At 62.3% G+C, this 19,696-nt stretch carries 16 protein-coding genes and 1 tRNA gene; 9 read left to right on the forward strand and 8 right to left on the reverse strand.

The window, feature by feature from the left end; all coding sequences use genetic code 11:
• Positions 1–13: 13 nt before the first annotated feature.
• From AC0L2X_RS05525 to AC0L2X_RS05535, 3 genes are read left to right on the forward strand one after another with little or no spacing between them, the layout of a single operon-like run.
• Entirely contained in the window at positions 14–931 is a 918-nt protein-coding gene (locus AC0L2X_RS05525) for a dihydrodipicolinate synthase family protein (RefSeq protein ID WP_473599369.1), read from the forward strand.
• Positions 928–1,938 (forward strand): ABC transporter ATP-binding protein, encoded by a 1,011-nt coding sequence (locus AC0L2X_RS05530; RefSeq protein ID WP_473599437.1) that lies wholly within the window; start codon positions 928–930, stop codon positions 1,936–1,938. Before AC0L2X_RS05525 ends, AC0L2X_RS05530 begins: the two co-directional genes overlap by 4 nt.
• A complete protein-coding gene (locus AC0L2X_RS05535) occupies positions 1,938–2,906 on the forward strand; it encodes an ABC transporter ATP-binding protein (RefSeq protein ID WP_473599370.1) in 969 nt (322 codons plus the stop codon). Before AC0L2X_RS05530 ends, AC0L2X_RS05535 begins: the two co-directional genes overlap by 1 nt.
• 221 nt (positions 2,907–3,127) lie before the next feature.
• On the opposite strand, the gene AC0L2X_RS05540 is transcribed toward AC0L2X_RS05535, so the two are convergent.
• Both AC0L2X_RS05540 and AC0L2X_RS05545 read right to left on the reverse strand, forming a co-directional pair.
• The gene (locus AC0L2X_RS05540; RefSeq protein WP_352492227.1) at positions 3,128–3,448 is read right to left on the reverse strand and encodes a DUF167 family protein; all 321 of its coding nucleotides are present in this window, start codon (positions 3,446–3,448) and stop codon (positions 3,128–3,130) included.
• Positions 3,449–3,461: 13 nt separating this feature from the next.
• Complete coding sequence (locus AC0L2X_RS05545) at positions 3,462–3,752, reverse strand: YggT family protein (RefSeq protein ID WP_023678162.1); 291 nt, start codon at positions 3,750–3,752, stop codon at positions 3,462–3,464.
• A 164-nt stretch (positions 3,753–3,916) separates the two neighbouring features.
• Here AC0L2X_RS05545 and AC0L2X_RS05550 point away from each other — a divergent pair.
• The 4 genes from AC0L2X_RS05550 to AC0L2X_RS05565 all read left to right on the forward strand — a co-directional run bounded on the left by AC0L2X_RS05550 (position 3,917) and on the right by AC0L2X_RS05565 (position 9,594).
• Positions 3,917–3,992 (forward strand) — tRNA-Ala (locus AC0L2X_RS05550).
• A gap of 239 nt (positions 3,993–4,231) precedes the next feature.
• Positions 4,232–4,690: a hypothetical protein gene (locus tag AC0L2X_RS05555; RefSeq protein ID WP_473599371.1), complete on the forward strand. Its 459-nt coding sequence runs from the start codon at positions 4,232–4,234 to the stop codon at positions 4,688–4,690.
• A 120-nt stretch (positions 4,691–4,810) separates the two neighbouring features.
• Entirely contained in the window at positions 4,811–8,008 is a 3,198-nt protein-coding gene (locus tag AC0L2X_RS05560) for a winged helix-turn-helix domain-containing protein (RefSeq protein ID WP_473599372.1), read from the forward strand.
• A gap of 248 nt (positions 8,009–8,256) precedes the next feature.
• Positions 8,257–9,594, forward strand: coding sequence for an LGFP repeat-containing protein (locus tag AC0L2X_RS05565; protein ID WP_473599373.1), 1,338 nt, complete (start codon positions 8,257–8,259; stop codon positions 9,592–9,594).
• 379 nt (positions 9,595–9,973) lie between these two features.
• Here AC0L2X_RS05565 and AC0L2X_RS05570 read toward each other — a convergent pair whose 3' ends face one another.
• The 5 genes from AC0L2X_RS05570 to AC0L2X_RS05590 form a co-directional block, all read right to left on the reverse strand.
• Complete coding sequence (locus tag AC0L2X_RS05570; protein WP_473599374.1) at positions 9,974–12,022, reverse strand: M3 family metallopeptidase; 2,049 nt, start codon at positions 12,020–12,022, stop codon at positions 9,974–9,976.
• A 93-nt stretch (positions 12,023–12,115) separates the two neighbouring features.
• Complete coding sequence (locus AC0L2X_RS05575; protein WP_473599375.1) at positions 12,116–12,526, reverse strand: nuclear transport factor 2 family protein; 411 nt, start codon at positions 12,524–12,526, stop codon at positions 12,116–12,118.
• Positions 12,527–12,536: 10 nt separating this feature from the next.
• Positions 12,537–13,181, reverse strand: a complete 645-nt coding sequence (locus AC0L2X_RS05580; protein WP_352718371.1) for a carbonic anhydrase — start codon at positions 13,179–13,181, stop codon at positions 12,537–12,539.
• Between the two features lie 166 nt (positions 13,182–13,347).
• Entirely contained in the window at positions 13,348–13,503 is a 156-nt protein-coding gene (locus tag AC0L2X_RS05585; RefSeq protein WP_473599376.1) for a hypothetical protein, read from the reverse strand.
• Between the two features lie 7 nt (positions 13,504–13,510).
• A complete protein-coding gene (locus tag AC0L2X_RS05590; RefSeq protein WP_473599377.1) occupies positions 13,511–14,047 on the reverse strand; it encodes a TetR/AcrR family transcriptional regulator in 537 nt (178 codons plus the stop codon).
• 150 nt (positions 14,048–14,197) lie between these two features.
• On the opposite strand from AC0L2X_RS05590, the gene AC0L2X_RS05595 reads away from it, so the two are divergent.
• Both AC0L2X_RS05595 and AC0L2X_RS05600 read left to right on the forward strand, forming a co-directional pair.
• Positions 14,198–15,475 (forward strand): efflux RND transporter periplasmic adaptor subunit, encoded by a 1,278-nt coding sequence (locus tag AC0L2X_RS05595; protein WP_473599378.1) that lies wholly within the window; start codon positions 14,198–14,200, stop codon positions 15,473–15,475.
• Positions 15,472–18,555, forward strand: a complete 3,084-nt coding sequence (locus tag AC0L2X_RS05600; protein ID WP_473599379.1) for an efflux RND transporter permease subunit — start codon at positions 15,472–15,474, stop codon at positions 18,553–18,555. The genes AC0L2X_RS05595 and AC0L2X_RS05600 overlap by 4 nt, the downstream gene beginning before the upstream one ends.
• Before the next feature lie 59 nt (positions 18,556–18,614).
• Here the strand turns inward: AC0L2X_RS05600 and AC0L2X_RS05605 are convergent, their stop codons facing one another.
• Positions 18,615–19,079, reverse strand: a complete 465-nt coding sequence (locus tag AC0L2X_RS05605) for a L,D-transpeptidase (protein WP_292663719.1) — start codon at positions 19,077–19,079, stop codon at positions 18,615–18,617.
• Positions 19,080–19,696: the final 617 nt, after the last annotated feature.

The following is a 19,696-nucleotide window of genomic DNA, read 5'->3' on the forward strand; positions in this document are numbered from 1 at the left end:
AAGGTTCATCAAAATGCCCCTGTTTACCGGCGTCGTGCCACCTGTAGTCACCCCGCTCAATGCCGATTTCAGCATCGATTTCCCATCGTTCACGCGCACTATCGAGAACCTGCTCGACGGCGGTGTTCACGGGCTGTTTGTGCTCGGCTCGACCAGCGAGGTGGTCTTCCACGACGAAGCGGGCCGCAGGGCCATCCTCGAGCATGCGGTCAAGGTCAATAACGGCCGGGTTCCGATCTTCGCCGGCGTCATCGATCCGACGACCGATCGTGTCATCAACCACGCCCGCATCGCCAGATCGGCCGGCGTCGACGCCATTGTCGTCACCGCGCCGTTTTATACCCGCACCAGCCAGCCGGAGATCGGCGACCACTTCCGCTATATCAAGGATGCGATCGACATCCCCGTCATCGCCTACGACATCCCGGTCTGCGTTCACGTCAAGCTGGAGCGCAAGACCACGGTCGGCCTCGCCAGGGAAGGCGCCATCGCGGGCATCAAGGATTCCAGCGGCGATGACGGCAATCTGCGTTACGTGCTCAAGGACATGGCAAACGACCCGGGTTTTTTCGGCATGACCGGATCCGAGATCCTGGTCGACAGCGTGCTTGCAATGGGCGCGCATGGCGTCGTGCCAGGCCTCGCCAATGTCGACCCGCATGGCTATGTCAGGCTGTGGAAGCTGACGCAGGCGGGCAGGTACGCCGAAGCACGGCTAGAGCAGGAGCGATTGTTGAAACTGTTCGAGATCGTCTGGATCTCACTCGGCAGGACAAGCGCCGGCTCGGCCGGCGTCGGCGCCTTCAAGGCAGCGATGAAGAGCCTCGGTATCATCGCGTCGAACACCATGGCGCGGCCGCAACGCAGCCTGAACGGGGAGGAAACCGCGAAGGTCGATCTGATCCTTCGCGATGTGGGGCTGCTCCGCTGAGTGTCGCGCCGATCCTCTCGATTTCCGGCCTGCGCGCGGTGTTCCGCATTGCGGGGCGCGACATCGCGGCGGTAACGGATGTCGACCTGACGATCGGCTCCGGCGAGACGCTGGCGCTCGTCGGCGAATCCGGATCCGGCAAGTCCGTCACCAGCCTGTCGATCATCGGCCTGTTGCCGAAAAGGGTCGGACATATTGCCGAGGGATCGATCGCGCTGCGGCGCAAGAACGGCACGGTCACCGAGCTGACCAGCGTCGATACCGAGTCGCTGCGCAAGATACGCGGCAACGAGATCGGCATGGTGTTCCAGGAGCCGATGACCAGCCTGAACCCGGTCTACACGATCGGCGAGCAGATCGCCGAACCGATCCGCATCCATCTCGGCAAATCGCACCGCGAGGCAGAAGCAGACGCGGTGCGGATGCTGGAGCAGGTCGGCATTCCCGATCCGAAGCGGCGGGCGCGGCAGTATCCACACGAGCTGTCAGGCGGGATGGGCCAGCGCGCTACCATCGCCATGGCCCTGTCCTGCGATCCGGGCTTGCTGATCGCCGACGAGCCGACAACGGCATTGGACGTCACTATCCAAGCCCAGATCCTCGATCTTTTGGCCGAGCTGCAGGCGCAGCGCGGCATGGGCATCCTGTTCGTTACTCACAATCTCGGCGTCGTCGCCGAAATCGCCGACCGAGTAGCGGTGATGTATGCCGGGCGTATCGTCGAGACAGGTCCGGTGAGCGAAGTGTTCACCCGTCCGCGTCATCCCTATACGGCCGGGTTGTTGCGCTCGGTGCCGCGGCTCGGCAAGGCCACGGCGCTGAAGGCGGCGGGAACGCCGCTGCCGACCATTGCCGGAAATGTTCCCTCGCTCGCCTTGCTGCCCAAGGGCTGTTCCTTCGCGCCGCGCTGCCCGATGGCTATCGCTGCCTGCCGCGCCGCGGTCCCGCCATTGTTTGCGGCGACGCCGACCCAGCAAAGCCGCTGCCTGCGCTGGGAGGAGCTCTGATGGCCGACGCCCCCTTCCTCGCGGTCAAAAACCTGACCAAGTATTTTGCGCCGACTGCATTCTCGCGCGGACCCGTCGTCAGGGCGCTGGAGGATATTTCCTTCGATGTCAGGCGTGGCCAAGTGGTCGGCCTGGTCGGCGAATCCGGCTCCGGCAAGACCACGATCGGCCGCTCGGTGCTGCGTCTGATCGAGCCGACATCCGGCCAAATCAACTATGACGGCACCGACATCACCAGGCTGAGTGCCGCCCAGTTGCGCCGCCAGCGTCGCAAGATGCAGTATATTTTCCAGGATCCCTTCGCCAGCCTGTCGCCACGCATGACGATAGGGCAGATCCTCACCGAAGGCCTGGACATTCAAGCCATTGGCAAGAAGTCCGAGCGGCGGGCGAAAGCCGAGAAAGCACTTGCCGCGGTCGAGTTGCCGGTCGACGCTTATGACCGCTACGCCCATGAATTCTCGGGTGGCCAGCGCCAGCGCATCGGCATCGCCCGGGCGCTGACGCTCGAGCCGGAATTCATCGTTGCCGACGAGCCAGTCTCGGCGCTCGACGTCTCGATCCAGGCGCAAATCATCAATCTGTTGCGCGACCTGCAGCTCCGGCTCGGCCTGACCATGCTGTTCATTTCGCATGATCTGGCCGTCGTCGAGTACATCTGCGACACGGTCATCGTGCTCTATCTCGGGCGCATCATGGAAGTTGCACCGGCGGCCGAACTCTATGCCCGGCCGCAGCATCCCTATACGCGCGCGCTGCTGTCGGCCATTCCGTCGCTCGATCCACTGGCCAGGCAAGACCGGCAGGTGCTCAAGGGCGATATTCCCAGCCCGGCAAACCCGCCGTCGGGCTGTGTTTTCCGGACCCGTTGCCCGTTTGCGCTGGAGGCTTGCGCAGGGGCTGTGCCGCCGCTGAGGGCGACAGCCGAGGGCCATCTGAAAGCCTGCATCCGCGACGACATCGCGTAAGGAGTGATTGCGGCCTAGACAACGGCTCCAGCCTGGGTTCACGAAGTTGTTATAGTGGTCTCCGGTCATTGAAACGTCAGCAATGCCGACCCACATGCACGCTGCGCCGGATGTTTCCTCCCATTCGTCCGGCGCGTTCCCCTCTGAAGGTTTTGACCTTCACATCTGGCCGGGCTTTGCAGCCCGGCCTTTTTTCTGCGGGGTTGGTGAGCGAGCCGAGATCAGGGCGCAGGCGCGCCCAGCGTATCGATGCGTTTCGCTAGCGCCGCGGGATCGCCAAGCACGCGCAGCGTCTTCAGCCGGGCTGTGCCGCCGGCGGCGATCGAGACGCCCGATGCCGGCACGCCAAGCGCCTTGGCGACCAGCTTTTCCAGCGCTCGATTGGCGGCCCCGTTTTCCGGCACGGCGCGGACGCGGGCTTTTAGATAGCTTCGCCCATCCGCCGATGTTTCGATGCCCTCCAGCCTGTCCATCGCCGCTTTCGGCGTCAGCCGGACGAATAGGTCGATGCCGTCGGTGCGCGTGCGGAACGGCGCGCTCATGGGACGCCTGAACTCAGACGACCAGCGAAAGCACGGTGGTGAGCAGGAACTGCCGGATGAAGAACAGGATCAGCAGCAGGATGATCGGCGAGATGTCGATGCCGCCGAGATCGGGCATGAAGCGGCGGATCGGCCGCAGCGCCGGCTCCGTCAGCCGGTAGAGCATGTTGCTGATGGTGTCGACGAACTGGTTGCGCGAGTTGACGACGTTGAAGGCGTAGAGCCAGGAAAATATCGCCGAGGCGATGATGATCCACCAGTAAAGGTCAAGCGCCATGACAATGGTCTGAATGAGGGCGATCATGCCGGTCTCCGATTGTTGCCGACATGTAGCCACTGTAGGTGAAAGCGGCAAGAGCCGCCTTCCGCAGCATGGCGAAGCCGGACGAACGGCCGAACGGCATTTCGGCAGCAAGCGCAGCCTTGACAGGAAACCGCAGCGGCCGATAAAAGCCCCATCCGCTGGACGGGGCTGTAGCTCAGCTGGGAGAGCGCGTCGTTCGCAATGACGAGGTCAGGAGTTCGATCCTCCTCAGCTCCACCAGCGGATTTTTCGAATCCCTTGCCTGGTTGCATGCCGAAGACCCGCTTGGATTTCATGGCTGCCCTCAGCTGAAGCAACCGAATGCATCGCGAGCCTCTGCCGGCTTGGCACTGTCATCGCCGGGTGGATTCACATCGGCGGCGTAAAGGTCCTCTACACCAGTAGCGTATGCGGCCTATTGCCACTGCGCCTCGTCCTTGCCAGACTTGGCCCGTCTTCAAAACCGAGGGGAATTCACTATGACCAGCACGACAAGACGTGATTTTGTAGGTCTTACAGGAGTGGCAGCGACTGCCCTGGCCGGTGCTGTTGCAACACGAGCTACCGCTGCTGAAACCGACGTATCGCCATCGTTCGATGAGGTTCTTCAAGAGTACAATCAAAACAACACAGAAAGGACTAGATCAAGGCTGGCGATCTATGTGGTGCTTTCTCATCTGCATGCCAGCCTCGAGGAGGAATTTAGTGACCTTGGGCTAGAGCTGCCTTTGGGAAAAAAGGCCTTGCCATCGAATCTGCCGGCCAATTTCGAGGACGCGCAGGTTGCACCCCTTCCTTGGCTCTTCAAGCCCTCGGAAGTTACCGACCAGGAACGAAGCGGCTACGCGGCGATTGCAATGCGAATGAACGCAGTGATGGCAAGACACACCGCCGACGTGAGTGTCGGGGTTTCGCACATCATGTCACACAAGGGATAACCGCGACCTTGCCGGCGAGCACGGCACGTCAGGCGAGCACAACGCCGGCCGGCGATTTGTTGTTGCGGGCGAACCGATTACCTGTTTTCGCGAGGCGACTGCGCTGCGAGAGTCCTCACAATGGATAAATCCTTCCGGGACGCGCCGCGCGAGATAGCAAAGCTCTCGGCACCCCGGCCTGTGGGAATTGTCAGCCGTCCGCGCGTAGTGGCGCTGCTTTCGCAGGCCCTCGACAGCGGTGCATGCTGGCTGGCTGCGCCTGGTGGATACGGCAAGACCACCGCGGTGATCGACTTTCTGGAACAAGGCGGGCTGAAGCAAGGCGAATCGGCGTACAACTGGTATCGGGTCGACACCGAGGACCAGGACGTTGCGCGCCTTTTCCACTACCTGACGCTGTCGCTCGACGGCGGGCATGCCGGCAGGCCCGTCTTCGGTCCGGAATATGCCGACAATTCCGACGATTTCGCGCGGCTGTTCTTCCGCACTTATTTCTCGCGGCTTGATCCCGGCACGATCCTGGTCCTCGATGATCTGCATCGTGCCGACGCGCCAGGCTTCCGCCGGACGCTGGCGATCCTGCTGCGCGAACGCCCCAACACCATCCGCTGCATCTGCACATCGCGGATGCTGCCCGAGGGCGATGTCGCCGACCTCGTGCTGTCGGGACAGTTGCCCGTCCTCAACCAAACCCTGCTGGAGTTTTCGCCTGCGGAGGCACGCAACCTCGTCGCCGCCCGCTCGCAATCGCCGTCCGAGGTCGGCGACATTTCGGAGGCGCGCGGCTGGGCGGTGGGCCTTCTCCTGCTGGCCAACGCCGGAATGTACTACCCGCTTTCGCAGACCGGCCTTGCCGGAGGCGCCGGCCTTCGGGAGATTGTCGGACGTTATTTCCTGCGCGACATCGCGCCGGAGGACCAGGATCTGCTTATCAGGCTCAACCTTCTGCCGGAGATCAGCACCGAGCTTGCCGATGCGTTCCTGGGCTCGCCGCAGGCTGCTCGCCTGCTGGTGCGGCTGCAGCATCGCCAGCTGCTGATCACGCGCGACGGTCCGGGCGGCGCCGCCTTCCAGCTGCATGACTTGTTGCGCGAATACCTTGCCGGCCTACTGGACCGGCGCGTGACGGAAGCGGACCGTTCCAGGCTGCGCGAGCAGGCTGCAAAGGTCCTGCACGAGGCAGGCAAAACCGACGCGGCAATCGTGCTGGCGTTGCAGGCGGGCGCCTGGCCGCTGGCACGCCAGCTTATTCTGGTGTGCGCCAACGGCGTTCTCTCGCAAGGGCGCCGGGCCAGCTTCGTCGAATGGTGCAACAGGCTGCCCCCCGACCAGATGGACGGGTGGGTTCATTATTGGCTGGGCGTCGCCTTCGCATCGGACGATGCGAAGGCCGAACCGCACTTCTCCAAGGCATGGCAAGCATTCGAGAGCATCGACATGCGCGGCCAATGCCTGACCGTCGCGCGGGTGGTGGTGGTCAAGACCGCCAGCTGGCGTACGCATGAGGGGTTGGCGGAGTGGACGCGCCGAGCCTCACAGGTTCTTGCCAAGGGATTGCCGGAGTTGGATCCGGAGGAACTCATGATGGTCAGGCTCGGCATCCTGCGGGCCGTCGATTTCGCCGAACCTGACGAATTCTACGCCCATGACGCGAAGCGCCTCGTGAATGATATCCAGCAGCGCCTGACACGTCTGCCGATCGAGGATTCGGTCGAGTTGCGCCTGCTGGCAAGCGAAGCGCTCATCGACTACGCGACCTCGTCGGGGCAGCGCGACATTTTTACCAATGCCGTGGACAGCGTTGCCGCCGATCTCGAACATCCGGATATCCCGCCGCTGGTGCTCGGCATGTGGCTGGTGTCCTTTGGCTCGGCCAGCGGCCGCTACTTCCCCTATTCGCGGCGCGGTTTTGTCTATGCATCGGCCGAGGATGCGTTGCGACGCGCAACGGCGATAGGCGAGCAACACGCCTTACGGGGCGTCGAGTTCAGCGCCCTCTATCAGCTTCAATTGCTGATGAAGCTTCACAACAAGTTCTCGGAATTCAATGCGCTTGTCTCCCGGCTGGGCGAGATCGCGGACAGCAGGTTCACAACCCAGGTCGCTGTAGTCGCCGACTGCCACGCGGCGATGCACACGCGCAATGGCGACTTCGTCAAGGCTTATCTCGACTGCGATGCCTTCATGGATGCGATCGAGCGGGCGAATGAGCCGATGATCGAACGCTGGCCGCATTACGTCACCAAATACCAAGTCCTGCTGGCCGATCGGCGTCCGGCGGAGGCCATTGCGCTACTCCAGGAGATCGTCGAAAGGCTGAGCGGCGGCCCTCGCCAGCGCGTCGAACTCAACATTCTGGCCGCTCAGGCCCTGGAGCAGAAGTGGAACGGCGGCGCGTCCTATGGCACTCGTCTGGCTGAATTCATGGAGGCGCTGCGCCAGGTCAACCCCTCCGCAATCCTGCTCAACCTGCCGGATCTATTGGCCGATCTGGTCGCCGATGCGCTGGAGCGAAAGATCGACATCGATCTCTGCCGCCGCGTCGTTCGGGCGCGATATCTGGTCCCGCCCGCTGGCCGACCCGCCCAGTGGCCTTGGCCGCTCAGGATCCACTTGATGGGAGGCTTTCGCCTCGAAATCGATGGCACCGAGGTCGCGCCCGGTGCCAAACCTACCCGCGCGCTCGACATATTGCGCATTATCTGCCTGTCGAGGGACCAGGTCTGTTCTGTGGAAACCCTGCAGGATTGGCTCTGGCCCGACCTCGACGGCGACCAGGCCAAAGCGGCCTTGGAGCAGGCGCTACATCGTTTGCGCAAATTGCTCGGGCACGGCGAACTCGTAACGCTGAGAGAAGGCCGTTTGCGGCTCGCTGCCGACAGGGTCTGGATCGATCTGCAGGATTGGGAAGACCGGCTGAAACCCGTCCTGTCGGGCCAAAGAGACAGCGCAATCGAGGACCAGGAAATGCTGCTGGAAGGCTTTGTCGGCCCGCTTTTCTCGAATGGCCCGACGCCCGCCTGGTCGAACGCCGCGGCCGACCGGGTGCGGGACGGGTTGGTGGAGCTTGCCGTGCGGATCGCCAAACACTGGCAGAACCAAGGCAACGCGGATCGGGCACGCCGAGCGTGCCGGCGTGCCCTCGATTTCTACCCGGAATCGGCCAAACTCCATGGCACGCTCATCCAGGAGAGCCTCTCCAGGAACGACCGTACCGGCGCCATCGAGGATTACCGGCGCTATGAACGCGCGCTCGCTTCGACCGGCGATGACGAGCCCTCGCCTTTGCTGCGTTCGCTCGTGCGCCCGTTTCTCTAGACCGGTTCATCGCTTCACGGAAACGCCAAACCGCTCTATCTCTTTATTTTTGCGCAATTCCCTAGGGAAAGCGCTACGCGCTTTTCCCGGGAAAACCGTTTCACACTTTCCCGGAATTGCTCTGGCGCAGCTCGGAACTCTGTAAGCCGTCCGTAAGTCGCGGTCTGGGAACCTCAGCCCGTCGATCAAAACCGATCGCCGGAGGCCTGAAGCCCCCGATACCAACACTCACAGGAAGGAAAAAGGTCATGCCGTATACTGCCAGAGCAACTTCGAGAGTGCGTGCCGGCGCCATCCGCGCTGGAGCCACAAGACTTTCCGACCAACTCAGGATCGGGCCTTGGTCGCTCCTCTCGCCCGAAGCTGTCATACAGCAAAAGTACAACTCCCTTGGAGGCGCCGGCTTCGCCGAGATCGACAGGAAGGACACTGGAAAAGCCTGGTATCTCAAGAACGGCTCATGCATTTGCTACAACGATGCCATGCACGACGCCTTTGAGATCCATGGCGAAATCTACAAGAAGTGGATTGCGCTTGGCGGTCTCGCGTGGGGCATTCCCTGCACCGACGAAACCGGAACTCCCGACGGCGTCGGCCGATACAATCACTTCAACAACAATACCGCTTCGATCTACTGGACACCGAACACCGGTGCTCAAGCGATTTGGGGGGCTATTCGCGGGAAATGGGCAGCAATGGGCTGGGAGCGCTCGGTTCTCGGCTATCCGGTGACCGACGAAACCGGGACTCCCGACGGCGTCGGGCGCTACAACCATTTTGCCAATGCCGGCTCGATCTACTGGACACCGAACACTGGAGCCAACGTGGTGTACGGTGACATCCGCAAGAAGTGGGAGAGCCTGGGTTGGGAACAGTCATATCTCGGCTATCCCACGACCGACGAGACCGAATTTGCCGATGGTGGCCGTGCCAATCTGTTTGAAAACGGTGGTATATACTGGTGGCCCGACACCGGCGCGATCGACCTTCGAGATGTCGTCGTCCACTATACCGGCCTCCATTGCTTCGGCGAGACCGACTGGGATGGGGGATCGAGCGCGGACGAGCCCTATGTCATCGTCAGCGTGGCAACGCCGCAGATCGCCGACACCAAGCGCAGCCAGGTCTACGGCGACGTTGATGCCGGAGATACAAGACCCGACCTTATGGAAATTTATCGAGGCAAGCCCTACGGCATCAATATCGGTACGGTGCTGATGGAAAACGATTTTGGCGATCCCAACAAGTACAAGGACGAGGTGCAGAAGGTTGTGATGGGCGTCCATACGGCGGGTACGCTGGCTTTGGGCCTCATTCCAGTGGCAGGACCTATCATTGCCGCCATAGCCGGCCCTGCCCTAGGATCCTTGATGCCATCGATCGGCGGCGCCATCAGTGATCTCTTCGATTGGGGCGATGACAGGATCGGGAGCGCGACAGTGACCATCTCCGCAAAGCAGATGGTGTTGCTCGCGGCACGCACGAACAATACCACCTTCAATGGGATTGGGTTCAAAGTGGAAACGCCCCTGATTTCCGGCGATGGGGCTTCCTACAAAGCCTACTTTGGCTTTGTGCCTGCCTAGGCCAATCGCCCCGGCAAAAAGCTTGCCGGGATAATCAACTTACCAGCCCCGCCTTCCGTTGGCGGGGCCGACAGTTCGCGACTGAGAGATTAATTTCCGTAGCGGTCGTCGCAAGGCGCGGTCCAGATGCGGCAGCGCCGATCAGCATAGCGGGCAAGCATTCGTTGCCTACCCCCCGCACAGCCCGTAGCGCCGCCATGAACGCGGCTCCTTCGGCCGGAACGATGGAGACCTAAGTGCAGTCACCTCAACGACGCGGCCGCAGCCAACGAGGCCGAGCGGGACCGGCGGAAACCGGATCAGGCGGTGCGCAACCCCACGCGATGACAGCCGACATCAATCAGGATGGAAAGAGAACGATTACAAGAGCGGGCATGCATCACACCAGCCCGCGCTTGGCCATCATCGCTTCCGGGGAAGGCATCTTGCCGCGGAAGGCGGTGTAGAGTTCTTCCGGGTCTTTCGAGCCGCCGGCGGCGTAGATGTTCTCGCGCAACCGCTCGGCCAGCGCCGGGTTGAAGGGATCGCCTGTTTCCTCGAAGGCGGCGAAAGCGTCGGCGTCGAGCACTTCCGACCACATGTAGGAGTAATAGCCCGCAGAATAGCCATCGCCCGCAAAGATATGGCCGAAATGCGGAGTGCGGTGACGCATGGCGATGGTGTCGGGCATGTTGAGCCTTTCGAGCGTTTCGGTTTCGAAACGAAGCGGCTCCTGCGGCGCATCCGGCCGCGCATGGTAGGCCATGTCGACCAGGGCCGAGGCGGTGAACTCGACCGTGGCGAAGCCGGCGCCGAAGGTGCGCGCCGCCAGCATCTTGTCGACCAGCGCCGTTGGCATCGGCTTGCCGGTCTTGACGTGCAGCGCATGCTTTTCCAGCACCGCCGGCACGGTCAGCCAGTGTTCGTAGAGTTGCGACGGCAGCTCGACGAAATCGCGGCTGACCGAGGTGCCCGCGACCGATGGCCAGGTAACGTCTGTCAGCATGCCGTGCAGCGCATGACCGAATTCGTGGAACAGGGTCTTGGCTTCGTCGACTGACAGCAAGGCCGCCTCGCCGGCCGGCGGCTTGGCGAAATTCATGATGTTGTAGATGACCGGCCTGGAGCCATCGCCAAGCTTGTAGCCGGATTTCAGCGCGCTCATCCAGGCGCCGGAGCGCTTCGAGGGTCGCGCGAAATAATCGGCGAGGAACAGGCCGCGCTCGCTGCCGTCGGCATTCTTCACGACGAAAACACGTGCGTCCGGATGCCAGGTGGCAATGCCCTTCTTTTCCTCGAAAGAAATGCCGAACAATCGTGTCGCCACGTCGAAACAGGCCTCGATGATGCGGTCGAGCTGCAGATACGGCTTCAGCTCGGCCTCGTCGAAGGCGAATTTCCGTGCGCGCAGCTTCTCCTGATAGAAGCGCCAGTCCCAGGCAGCGAATTTCTCGTTGCTGCCGGCCTCGGCCGCCAGCCGCTGCAATTCGGCCTGGTCGCTTGCGGCCTTTTCCACCGCCTTTTCCCAGACCGGATCGAGCAGCGTGTGCACCGCCTCCGGCGTCTTGGCCATGGTATCGTCGAGCTTCAATGCGGCGTAGGAAGCATAGCCGAGCAGCTTCGCCTTCTCCGCGCGCAGGCGCAGCATGTCGCGCACCACTTCCGTGTTATCGGTAGCGCCGCCATTCTGACCACGCATGATGAAGGCGCGGAACGCTGTCTCGCGCAGATCGCGGCGTTCTGAGAAGGTCGAGAACGGCTCGTAGATCGACCGCGACAAGCTGACGGCGTAGCGGCCCTTCTGGCCGCGCATCTCGGCGGCTTCCGACATCGAGCTTTTCAGGAATTCCGGCAGGCCGGCAAGGTCGGCCTCATCGAGGAACAACGCCCAGTCGCGCTCGTCGGCAAGCACGTTCTGGCCGAAACTGGTGCCGAGCGACGACAATTCCTCGTTGATCGCGGCAAGCCGCTTCTTGCCTTCGGCGTCGAGCCTGGCGCCGGAGCGGACGAAGTTTTTCCAGGTCTTTTCCAAGACCCGCAGCGTTTCGGCATCGAGCTTCAAAGTCTCGCGGCGCTGATAGAGGTCGTCGATGCGGGCAAACAGTCGCTCATTCATCGAAATCGCCGAGAAATGCCGCGACATTTTTGGCGAGATGTCGCGCTCCAGTGCCTGGATCGCCTCGTTGGTGTGGGCGCCGGCGCGGCACCAGAAGATCGACGAGACATGGTCGAGCGCTTCGCCGGCAAGCTCGAGCGCGGCAAGCGTGTTTTCGATGGTCGGTACCCCGGTGTTGCCGGCAATCGCCTCGATCTCGGCCTCATGCGCCTTCAGGGCCGCGTCGAAGACCGGAGAAAAATCGCCGTCGCCGATGCGTGTGAAGTCGGGTAGGCCGAGCGGCCCTTGCCATGTGGTCAGCGGATGGGCGGCGAGGTCGATGGTGGACGGCATGGGCAAACTTTCGCTGGGTGGCGGGGAAGCGGATCGTCACCGATGTAAGGCGCCGGCCGGTTGCGCGCAACAGCGCGCCCGTTCATGATTTCCTCAGTAGCCGTCGCAATTTTCCGCGATCGCGGCTTGCGAACTAGCGGTGATCTGGTCGTTGGCGACCGCAAAGGTCTCCTGCATCAGCATGTCGTTGCTGGGAAAATCATAGCAGGCGATCACGGTGGTGACGCCGCCCTCCGATTTCTCGATCCGGTGGCGGATTTCGGCGCCGGCGACGGCACCTTGCCACTCGGCGATCGAAGCGATGAATTCCTGCTTGCTTTGCACGACGCCGAGGTCGTCGAGCTTGATGCGGACGTTGTCGGCGAGCAGGTCCGACAATTCGCTGCGGTCGGCGACGAGCAGTGCCGAATACCAGCGGTCGATGATCGCGCTGTCGTCGGCGCGGGCGAAATCTGCCGAGCAGAGCAGTGCCGCCGCCGCGAACGCGTCCCGAATTCGCACCATGCCCAGCCTCCTACTCCGTGTCGGGCCGCTCGAAATCGCCGGTGTCCTTGTTCATCACCCAAAGCTCGCCGGTCGAAATATCGAACCAGGCACCGTGCAGTGACAGTCGCCCCTTGCCTTCGAGGATTGAGACGCAAGGGAAGGTACGCAGATTGGCAATGGAATAGCGGATCGAGATGCGCTCCAGCGCGGTCTGGCGCTCGGTTGCGGTCATGAAGGTGCTGGACGATACGGTCTCGGCCGCCGGCGCGATCAGGCTCATCCATTTGCCGATGAAATCACCCGGCGACAACGGCGCGGCCGTGGTGTCGAGTGCCGCGCGGATGCCGCCGCAGCGGCCGTGACCCATCACCACGATGTTCTTGACCTTGAGGCTCTGCACGGCAAATTCGAGCGCCGCCGACGTCGAGTGGAACTGATCGTCGGGCGCATAGGGCGGCACCAGATTGCCGACATTGCGCAGCACGAACAACTCGCCTGGCCCGGCATCGAAGATCGCTTCAGGCGCGGCGCGGGAATCGCAACAGGCGACGATCATCGTTTCCGGTGCCTGGCCCTCCCGCGCCAGCGCGCGATAACGCCCGCTTTCGGTGAGATACCGGCCGCTCATGAAGCTGCGATAGCCGGTGAGAAGATGCTCGGGAAGGTGGGGCATGGCAGCGGCGGGAGCCTTTCCGGTTTAAAGGCACGGTTCAATCCCGAAAGGCTCTAGCGCATCGGCCCGAAAATCGGAACCGATTTTCGGAAGGCGGGATGGCGTGGTTTCGACGTGCTAGCCCGTACTTTGCATACAGGTGAACGAACGCCGCCACTAATCGGCCTCAGAACCGCAGATTGGCGCCGGCGCGCAGCAGAAGCCAGTAGAACAGGCCGGTCGCGCCAACCGCCAGCAGCATCGCCAGGAAGAAGCCGCTGGGCTCTCGGCAAGTCACCAGAAGCAGCAGCGTAGCCAGGCAACTGAACCCGGCCCGGCGCATTCCTGGACTATTCCGCGATCTCCAGCAGGGTCGATATCAGCAGCCGGCGCTCTTCGGCGGAGAGAATGTCCGAACCGAACAGGTTCATGCTGCGAAGCCCTTCGATGGCGAGATAGCAGACCAGCAGCGCTCTGAGGTTCGGAGTCTCCCCCTTCAGCCGCTGGAACACCTGCCGCCTGAACGATTTAATCGGCGTCAGGAAATCGGGATCCTCGGCAATCGCCGAAAAAATCCAGGACGCAGACGGTTTCGACTCCTCCGCATGCTCGGCCGAAAGCCTGATATAGGCCGCAAGCGGGCTCTCTCCGCTGACGCCGTTGGTGCGGGCGGCCTCAAGTGCCTGTTGGAACGCACTGAGGTAGTCCTCCACCAGCGCCTGCATCAATTTCGCCTTGGTCGGGAAATTGTAGAGAAGACCACCTTTCGACACGCCGGCACGGCTGGCGACCGCATCCAGCGACAGGCTGCCAGGACCCGTCTCGCGCGCCACGTCGGCGGCGGCGGCGAGAATCTTCTCGCGCGAATTTGCTCTGCGGGCCTTCATCAAGCGTTCCCCATTCACTAGCTTAGGCGGAATTGACAAGACCGTCCAGACGGTACAGTAAGATCGCCGTCATTTGAAATTGGGACCAGTCACAGGTATGTGTTCCGGTCGTCCGACCGTTATGCTGGGCCATGGCCGAGGGGACTGTTCGTGATCAAGCGCTTCATCATCGCCTTCATCCTGCTCGTGCTGGTGTGTGGCGGCATCGTCGGCTTCAACCTGTTTCGCGACAATGCGATCAAACAGTTCTTCGCCACCATGAAGCCGCCGGCCGCGACCGTGTCGACGGTCATCGTCAAACCGATGTCCTGGACGCCCGGCATCGAGGCGATCGGCACTGTCAGTGCCGTACGCGGCGTCGACCTCACGGTCGAAACGGCGGGCATCGTCAAGGACATCCTGTTCCATGCCAATCAAAAGGTCGCCGCCAACGCCGTGCTGCTGCAGCTCGACGATGAAGTCGAGCGAGCCGATCTCGTGGCGTCGAAGGCGCAAGCCACATCCGACCAGACGACGCTGATGCGCGCTCTCGAGCTGCAGAAGCGCGGGGTCGGCACCGACGCTACGCTCGACACGGCGCAGGCCGCGGCATCGGTCTCCGCCGCGCAGGTAAACAAGCTGCAAGCGGTGCTCGACCAAAAGCAGTTGACGGCCCCCTTCAAGGGTACCGTCGGTATTCCGAAAATCGACCTTGGCCAGTATCTCACACCCGGCACCGCCGTCGTGACCTTGCAGGACTTGGATACGATGCGTGTCGATTTCACCGTGCCGGAGCAGCAGCTTCCGCAGCTGAAGATCGGACAGACGGTGCGGCTGGGCGTCGGCGGTGGCGACATGCCGTTCGCCGGTAGCATCCGCGGTATCGATCCGAAGATCGACCCGACCAGCCGGCTGGTGACGGTGAGGGCGGAGGTCGGCAATCCGGAAGGCAAGCTGACGCCGGGCCAGTTCGTCCAGGTGCGCGTCGAACTGCCCGAGGAGAACAACGTGCTGGCGCTGCCGCAGACGGCACTGACTTCCAGCCTGTACGGCGACTTCGTCTTCGTGGTGCGCCCGGCCAAATCAGCCGAAGCCAACGGGGCGGCTCCCGAGGCGAAGCCGGAGGAAAAGCCGGCTGCAGATGCTGCCAAGCCCGCAGCCGAAGCACCCGCGGCAAAACCCGAAGAAAAGCCGGCCGCTACCCCAGCCAAACCGGCAGCGGAAGCCAAACCGGCAGCGGAAGAACAGAAGCCACAGCTCGTGCTCGCCCAGGTGTTCGTCAAGCCAGGCCGCCACAACGCCGGCCTGGTCGAGATCCTGGAAGGCATCCAGCCCGGCGACGAAGTCGTTACCGCCGGCCAGAACCGGCTCTCCAACGGCATGTCCGTTGCCGTCGACAACACGATCGATCCGAGCAAGCCGGGGAACCAGCAGGCAGCCCAGCAATGAGCTTTTCCGACCTCTTCATCCGCCGCCCGGTCCTTTCGACCGTGCTTGCCTGCATGATCCTGCTTCTGGGTTTTCAGGGCATCTTCAACCTTTCGATCCGGCAGTATCCAGAGGTTGAAGAAACGGCCATCACGATCACCACGGCCTATCCCGGCGCCAGCGCCGACCTGATCCAGGGGTTCATTTCCGCGCCGATCGCGCGTGCCGTCGCTTCGACCGAAAACATCGATTATGTCACGTCGTCGAGCCGGCCGTCCTCCAGCACCGTGACGGTGCAGATGAAGCTCGGCTCCGACCCCGACGTCGCGCTGAACGAGGTCTTGTCGAAGGTTCAGAGCGTTCGCGGCGATCTGCCGGACGAAACCAAAGACCCGGTGATCGTCAAGGGCACCGGCCAGCAGTTCGCGATGATGTATATCTCGATGCAGAATCCGAACATGACGCCGGAACAGCTCACCGAATATATCGAGCGTGTGGTGCGGCCGCGTATCTCGACGGTCGAAGGTGTCGCCGACGTGCAGATTTTCGGCGCCGCCGAATATTCGATGCGTGTCTGGATCGACCCGATCAAACTGGCGGCGCGCGGCGTGACGGCGGCGGAAGTGCTGACGGCCATCAACGAATCGAATTTCCTCTCTGCGCCCGGCGATACCGAAAACAAATATGTGGCTTCCTCGATCACGGTTCGCTCGACCCTGCAGACGCCGGAGGCTTTCGCTGCCCTTCCGCTCCGCTCGAAAGACGGCAATGTGGTGAGACTGCGCGACGTGGCCCGCGTCGAACTCGCCGCGGTGAGCACCGACACCAGGGTCACCTTCAACGGCAAGCCCGGCATCTTTCTCGCCATCTTTCCGACGCCGGCCGCCAATCCGCTGACCACCGCGGCGGCGATCCACAAGATTGTGCCGACGATCCAGGAGACGCTGCCGCTCGGCATGACGATCGAGATCGTCTATGACTCGACCGAGCAGATCAGCGCGTCGATCGAGGAGGTGTTCAAGACTATCGGCGAGGCGGTCGCCATCGTCATCGTCGTCATCCTGCTCTTCCTCGGCTCGTTCCGCTCGGTGCTGATGCCGATCGTGACCATTCCGCTGTCGCTGATCGGCGTCTGTTTCCTGCTGTTTTCTTTGGGTTATTCGATCAATCTTTTGTCGTTGCTGGCCATGGTGCTGGCGATCGGACTGGTTGTTGACGATGCCATCGTGGTGGTGGAAAACATTCACCGCCACATGGAAGAAGACGGCTTGTCGCCGATGCAGGCGGCCTTCAACGGCATGCGGGAGATCTCGTCCGCCGTCGTCGCCATGACGATAACGTTGGCGGCGGTGTTCGCGCCGCTGGCCTTCACAGGCGGTCTGACAGGCGCACTGTTTCGCGAATTCGCGGTGACGCTTGCCGGCTCGGTGGTGCTTTCAGGTGTCGTCGCCCTCACCATCACACCGATGATGTCGGCACGTATCCTGAGGTCCGGCTCGCACAGCCGCTTCCAGCGCATTGTCGACAATACGTTCGGGCGCGTCGAACACGTCTATGAGCGGCTGGTCACCGGTTCGTTGAACTATCGCCCGGTGACGCTGATGATCGTCCTCGCGCTGGTCGCCACCACCGGTTTCATGTTCACCAAGACCTCGAGCGAACTGGCGCCGGAAGAAGACCAGGGCTTCTTGCTGTCTATTGTCAACGCGCCGCGCTATGCGACGTCGGACTACACCGAGACCTATGTGAACCAGATTCTCGGGCTGGTGAATGATATCCCCGAAACCAGGGCGCGGTTCTCCGCCGTCGCGTTCCAAGGCCCGACGAACAGCGCTTTCGTCGGCTTTGCGTTCAAGGACTGGGCCGAGCGCGCGCGCAGCTCGAAGGAACTTCAGGAAGACATCACTGCCCGCCTTGCCAAGGTAGCAGGCGTCGAGGCTTTCGTCTTCGCGCCGCCGACGCTGCCCGGCTCCGGCGGCGGCCTGCCAATCACGATGGTGGTGCGTTCGACCGGCGAGGCATCCGAAGTCTATGAGGCGGCGGAAAATATCAAGAACAAGGCGCAGGCCTCCGGTCGCTTCCTCGCCGTGCAGAATTCGATGGCCTATGACGCGCCGCAAGTGACGGTGACGATCGACCGCGACCGCGCCGCGGCACTCAACCTGCCGATCGCCGACATCGGCCGGACGCTGACCCTCCTGGTCGGTGGCGCCGAGGTGGCGCAATTCGACCGCGAATCCAACAGCTACGACATCATCCCGCAGGTACCGCAGCAATTCCGCGACAATCCCGAAAAGCTGGGGGAGTATTTCGTGCGCAGCGTGTCGGGCGAGATGGTGCCGCTCTCGGCGGTGGTGAAGATCTCGACCAACGCGTCGCCGGCCGCCATCGAGCAGTTCAACCAGTTGAACTCCGCCACGATTTCCGCTCTGCCATTGCCCACCGTCACCACCGGTGACGGGCTGAAGACCATCGAGGACATCGCCAGGGAAAGCCTGCCCGACACGTTCTTCATCGACTATACCGGCCAGTCGCGGCAGGAGAAGCAACAGGGCTACACGATCATCATCGCCTTCGCGGCGGCTGTGCTCGTCATCTACCTGGTGCTGGCGGCGCAATTCGAGAGCTTCCGCGACCCACTGATCATCATGATGGCGGTGCCACTCTCGATCTTCGGCGCGATCGTGCCGCTTAATATCGGGCTCGGCACGCTCAACATCTACACCCAGGTCGGCTTGATCACGCTGATCGGCCTGATCACCAAGCACGGCATCCTTCTGGTCGAGTTCGCCAACCAGCAGCGTGAAATGCACGGCATGCGGCGGCGCGATGCGATCATCGCGTCCGCCAGGGTGCGGCTGCGGCCGATCCTGATGACGACGGCGGCGATGGCGCTCGGCGTGGTGCCGCTGATCATCTCCAGCGGCGCTGGTGCCGCGGCACGCTATTCGATGGGCCTGGTGATCTTCACCGGCATTCTGGTCGGAACCATGTTCACGCTGTTCGTGGTGCCGATGTTCTACACCTTTATCGCCAGCAAGGACCTGCCGCATCACGCCGAGAAGCCGGATCCGAAGCTGATGCCGGTAATGCCAGATTAGATTGCGTTAATAAAGAATGCCGGATCTTTGGTCTTTTTGAGAGCGACGAGAGGCATCGCTCATTTGACGATGACGATGCTGGTGTTGGCCGGGCCGAAGACCTCGACGAGCTGGTAGAAATCGGCGGCGTTGTCCGGATGCAGACGCACGCAGCCATGCGAGGCCGGCTGGCCGAGGCGCTTGATGGCGCTTGTCGCATGTACGGCGTAGCCGCCACTAAAGAACACCGAATGCGGCATCGGGGCGTTGTCGTATTTCTTCGAATACCACATTTCATGCATGCGGGTCGGCTTGAACGAACCGGTCGGCGTGACGTGCGTCCTGTCGCCGGTCGAGACCTTCCAGGCGAATGTCGGCCGGCCGTCGACCAGGATTTCCATGGTCTGCTGTGACAGTGACACACGCGCGACGATCTTGTTGGCGGCGGCGTGGGCTGCGCCGTTGCCGGCACTGACAAGCAAGGCAGTACCGGTGATGACGGCGGCGGCGATGTTGATGAGCTTGGCGGAAATGGCAGTGCACATGATGTCCCCCTTATTCTGCCGGTCGGGGCCGGCTCAATTCGATGACCGGCTTATCGGGACGTCATGTTTCAAGCCGATTTCGCTAGATGCTCGTTTGTGTTTCGATTCTGTTTCCCCTGGTTAACAGAAAAGGTCCGTGAAAAGCGGCTTGCCGTTGCACGACGCCGTCATGACGGCGGCGTGGTTGCCTAGGCGGATCGGCCAAACCGCGGCACGAATACGCGATTTCTTTTCGTTTGAGAGGAATTCACCTGACTCCGAAACCGAGCTGCAACAAAGCGCGGCCCCGGCGGCATGATCCGGATACAGCGAACAGGCAAAGTTGACCTAACGAAAGCAGCCGGCAACGAACGATCGGAAGCCAACACTGTTTTCGCTACGGTCTGGATTGGTCTGGACAGTTTCCAGCCTGCGCGTCGGCCGGCTCAAGCCCCTCTGGCGGGGGCGGCTCAGGGCCGTTGAGGATGCGCGGCGCCTCCGGCAACTTGCAGCCGAGAGGACCGAAGGCCCGCGCCGCAACGGGGGGCTCCGCTGGCGGCGCGGGGGCGTGGGGGGGTGCCCCGGAGTGGGCCCCAAATACAAATTTTTTTTGGGAGAAAACGGTGAAAAACACAATA

This window comes from Mesorhizobium sp. WSM4828 (genome assembly GCF_055811175.1).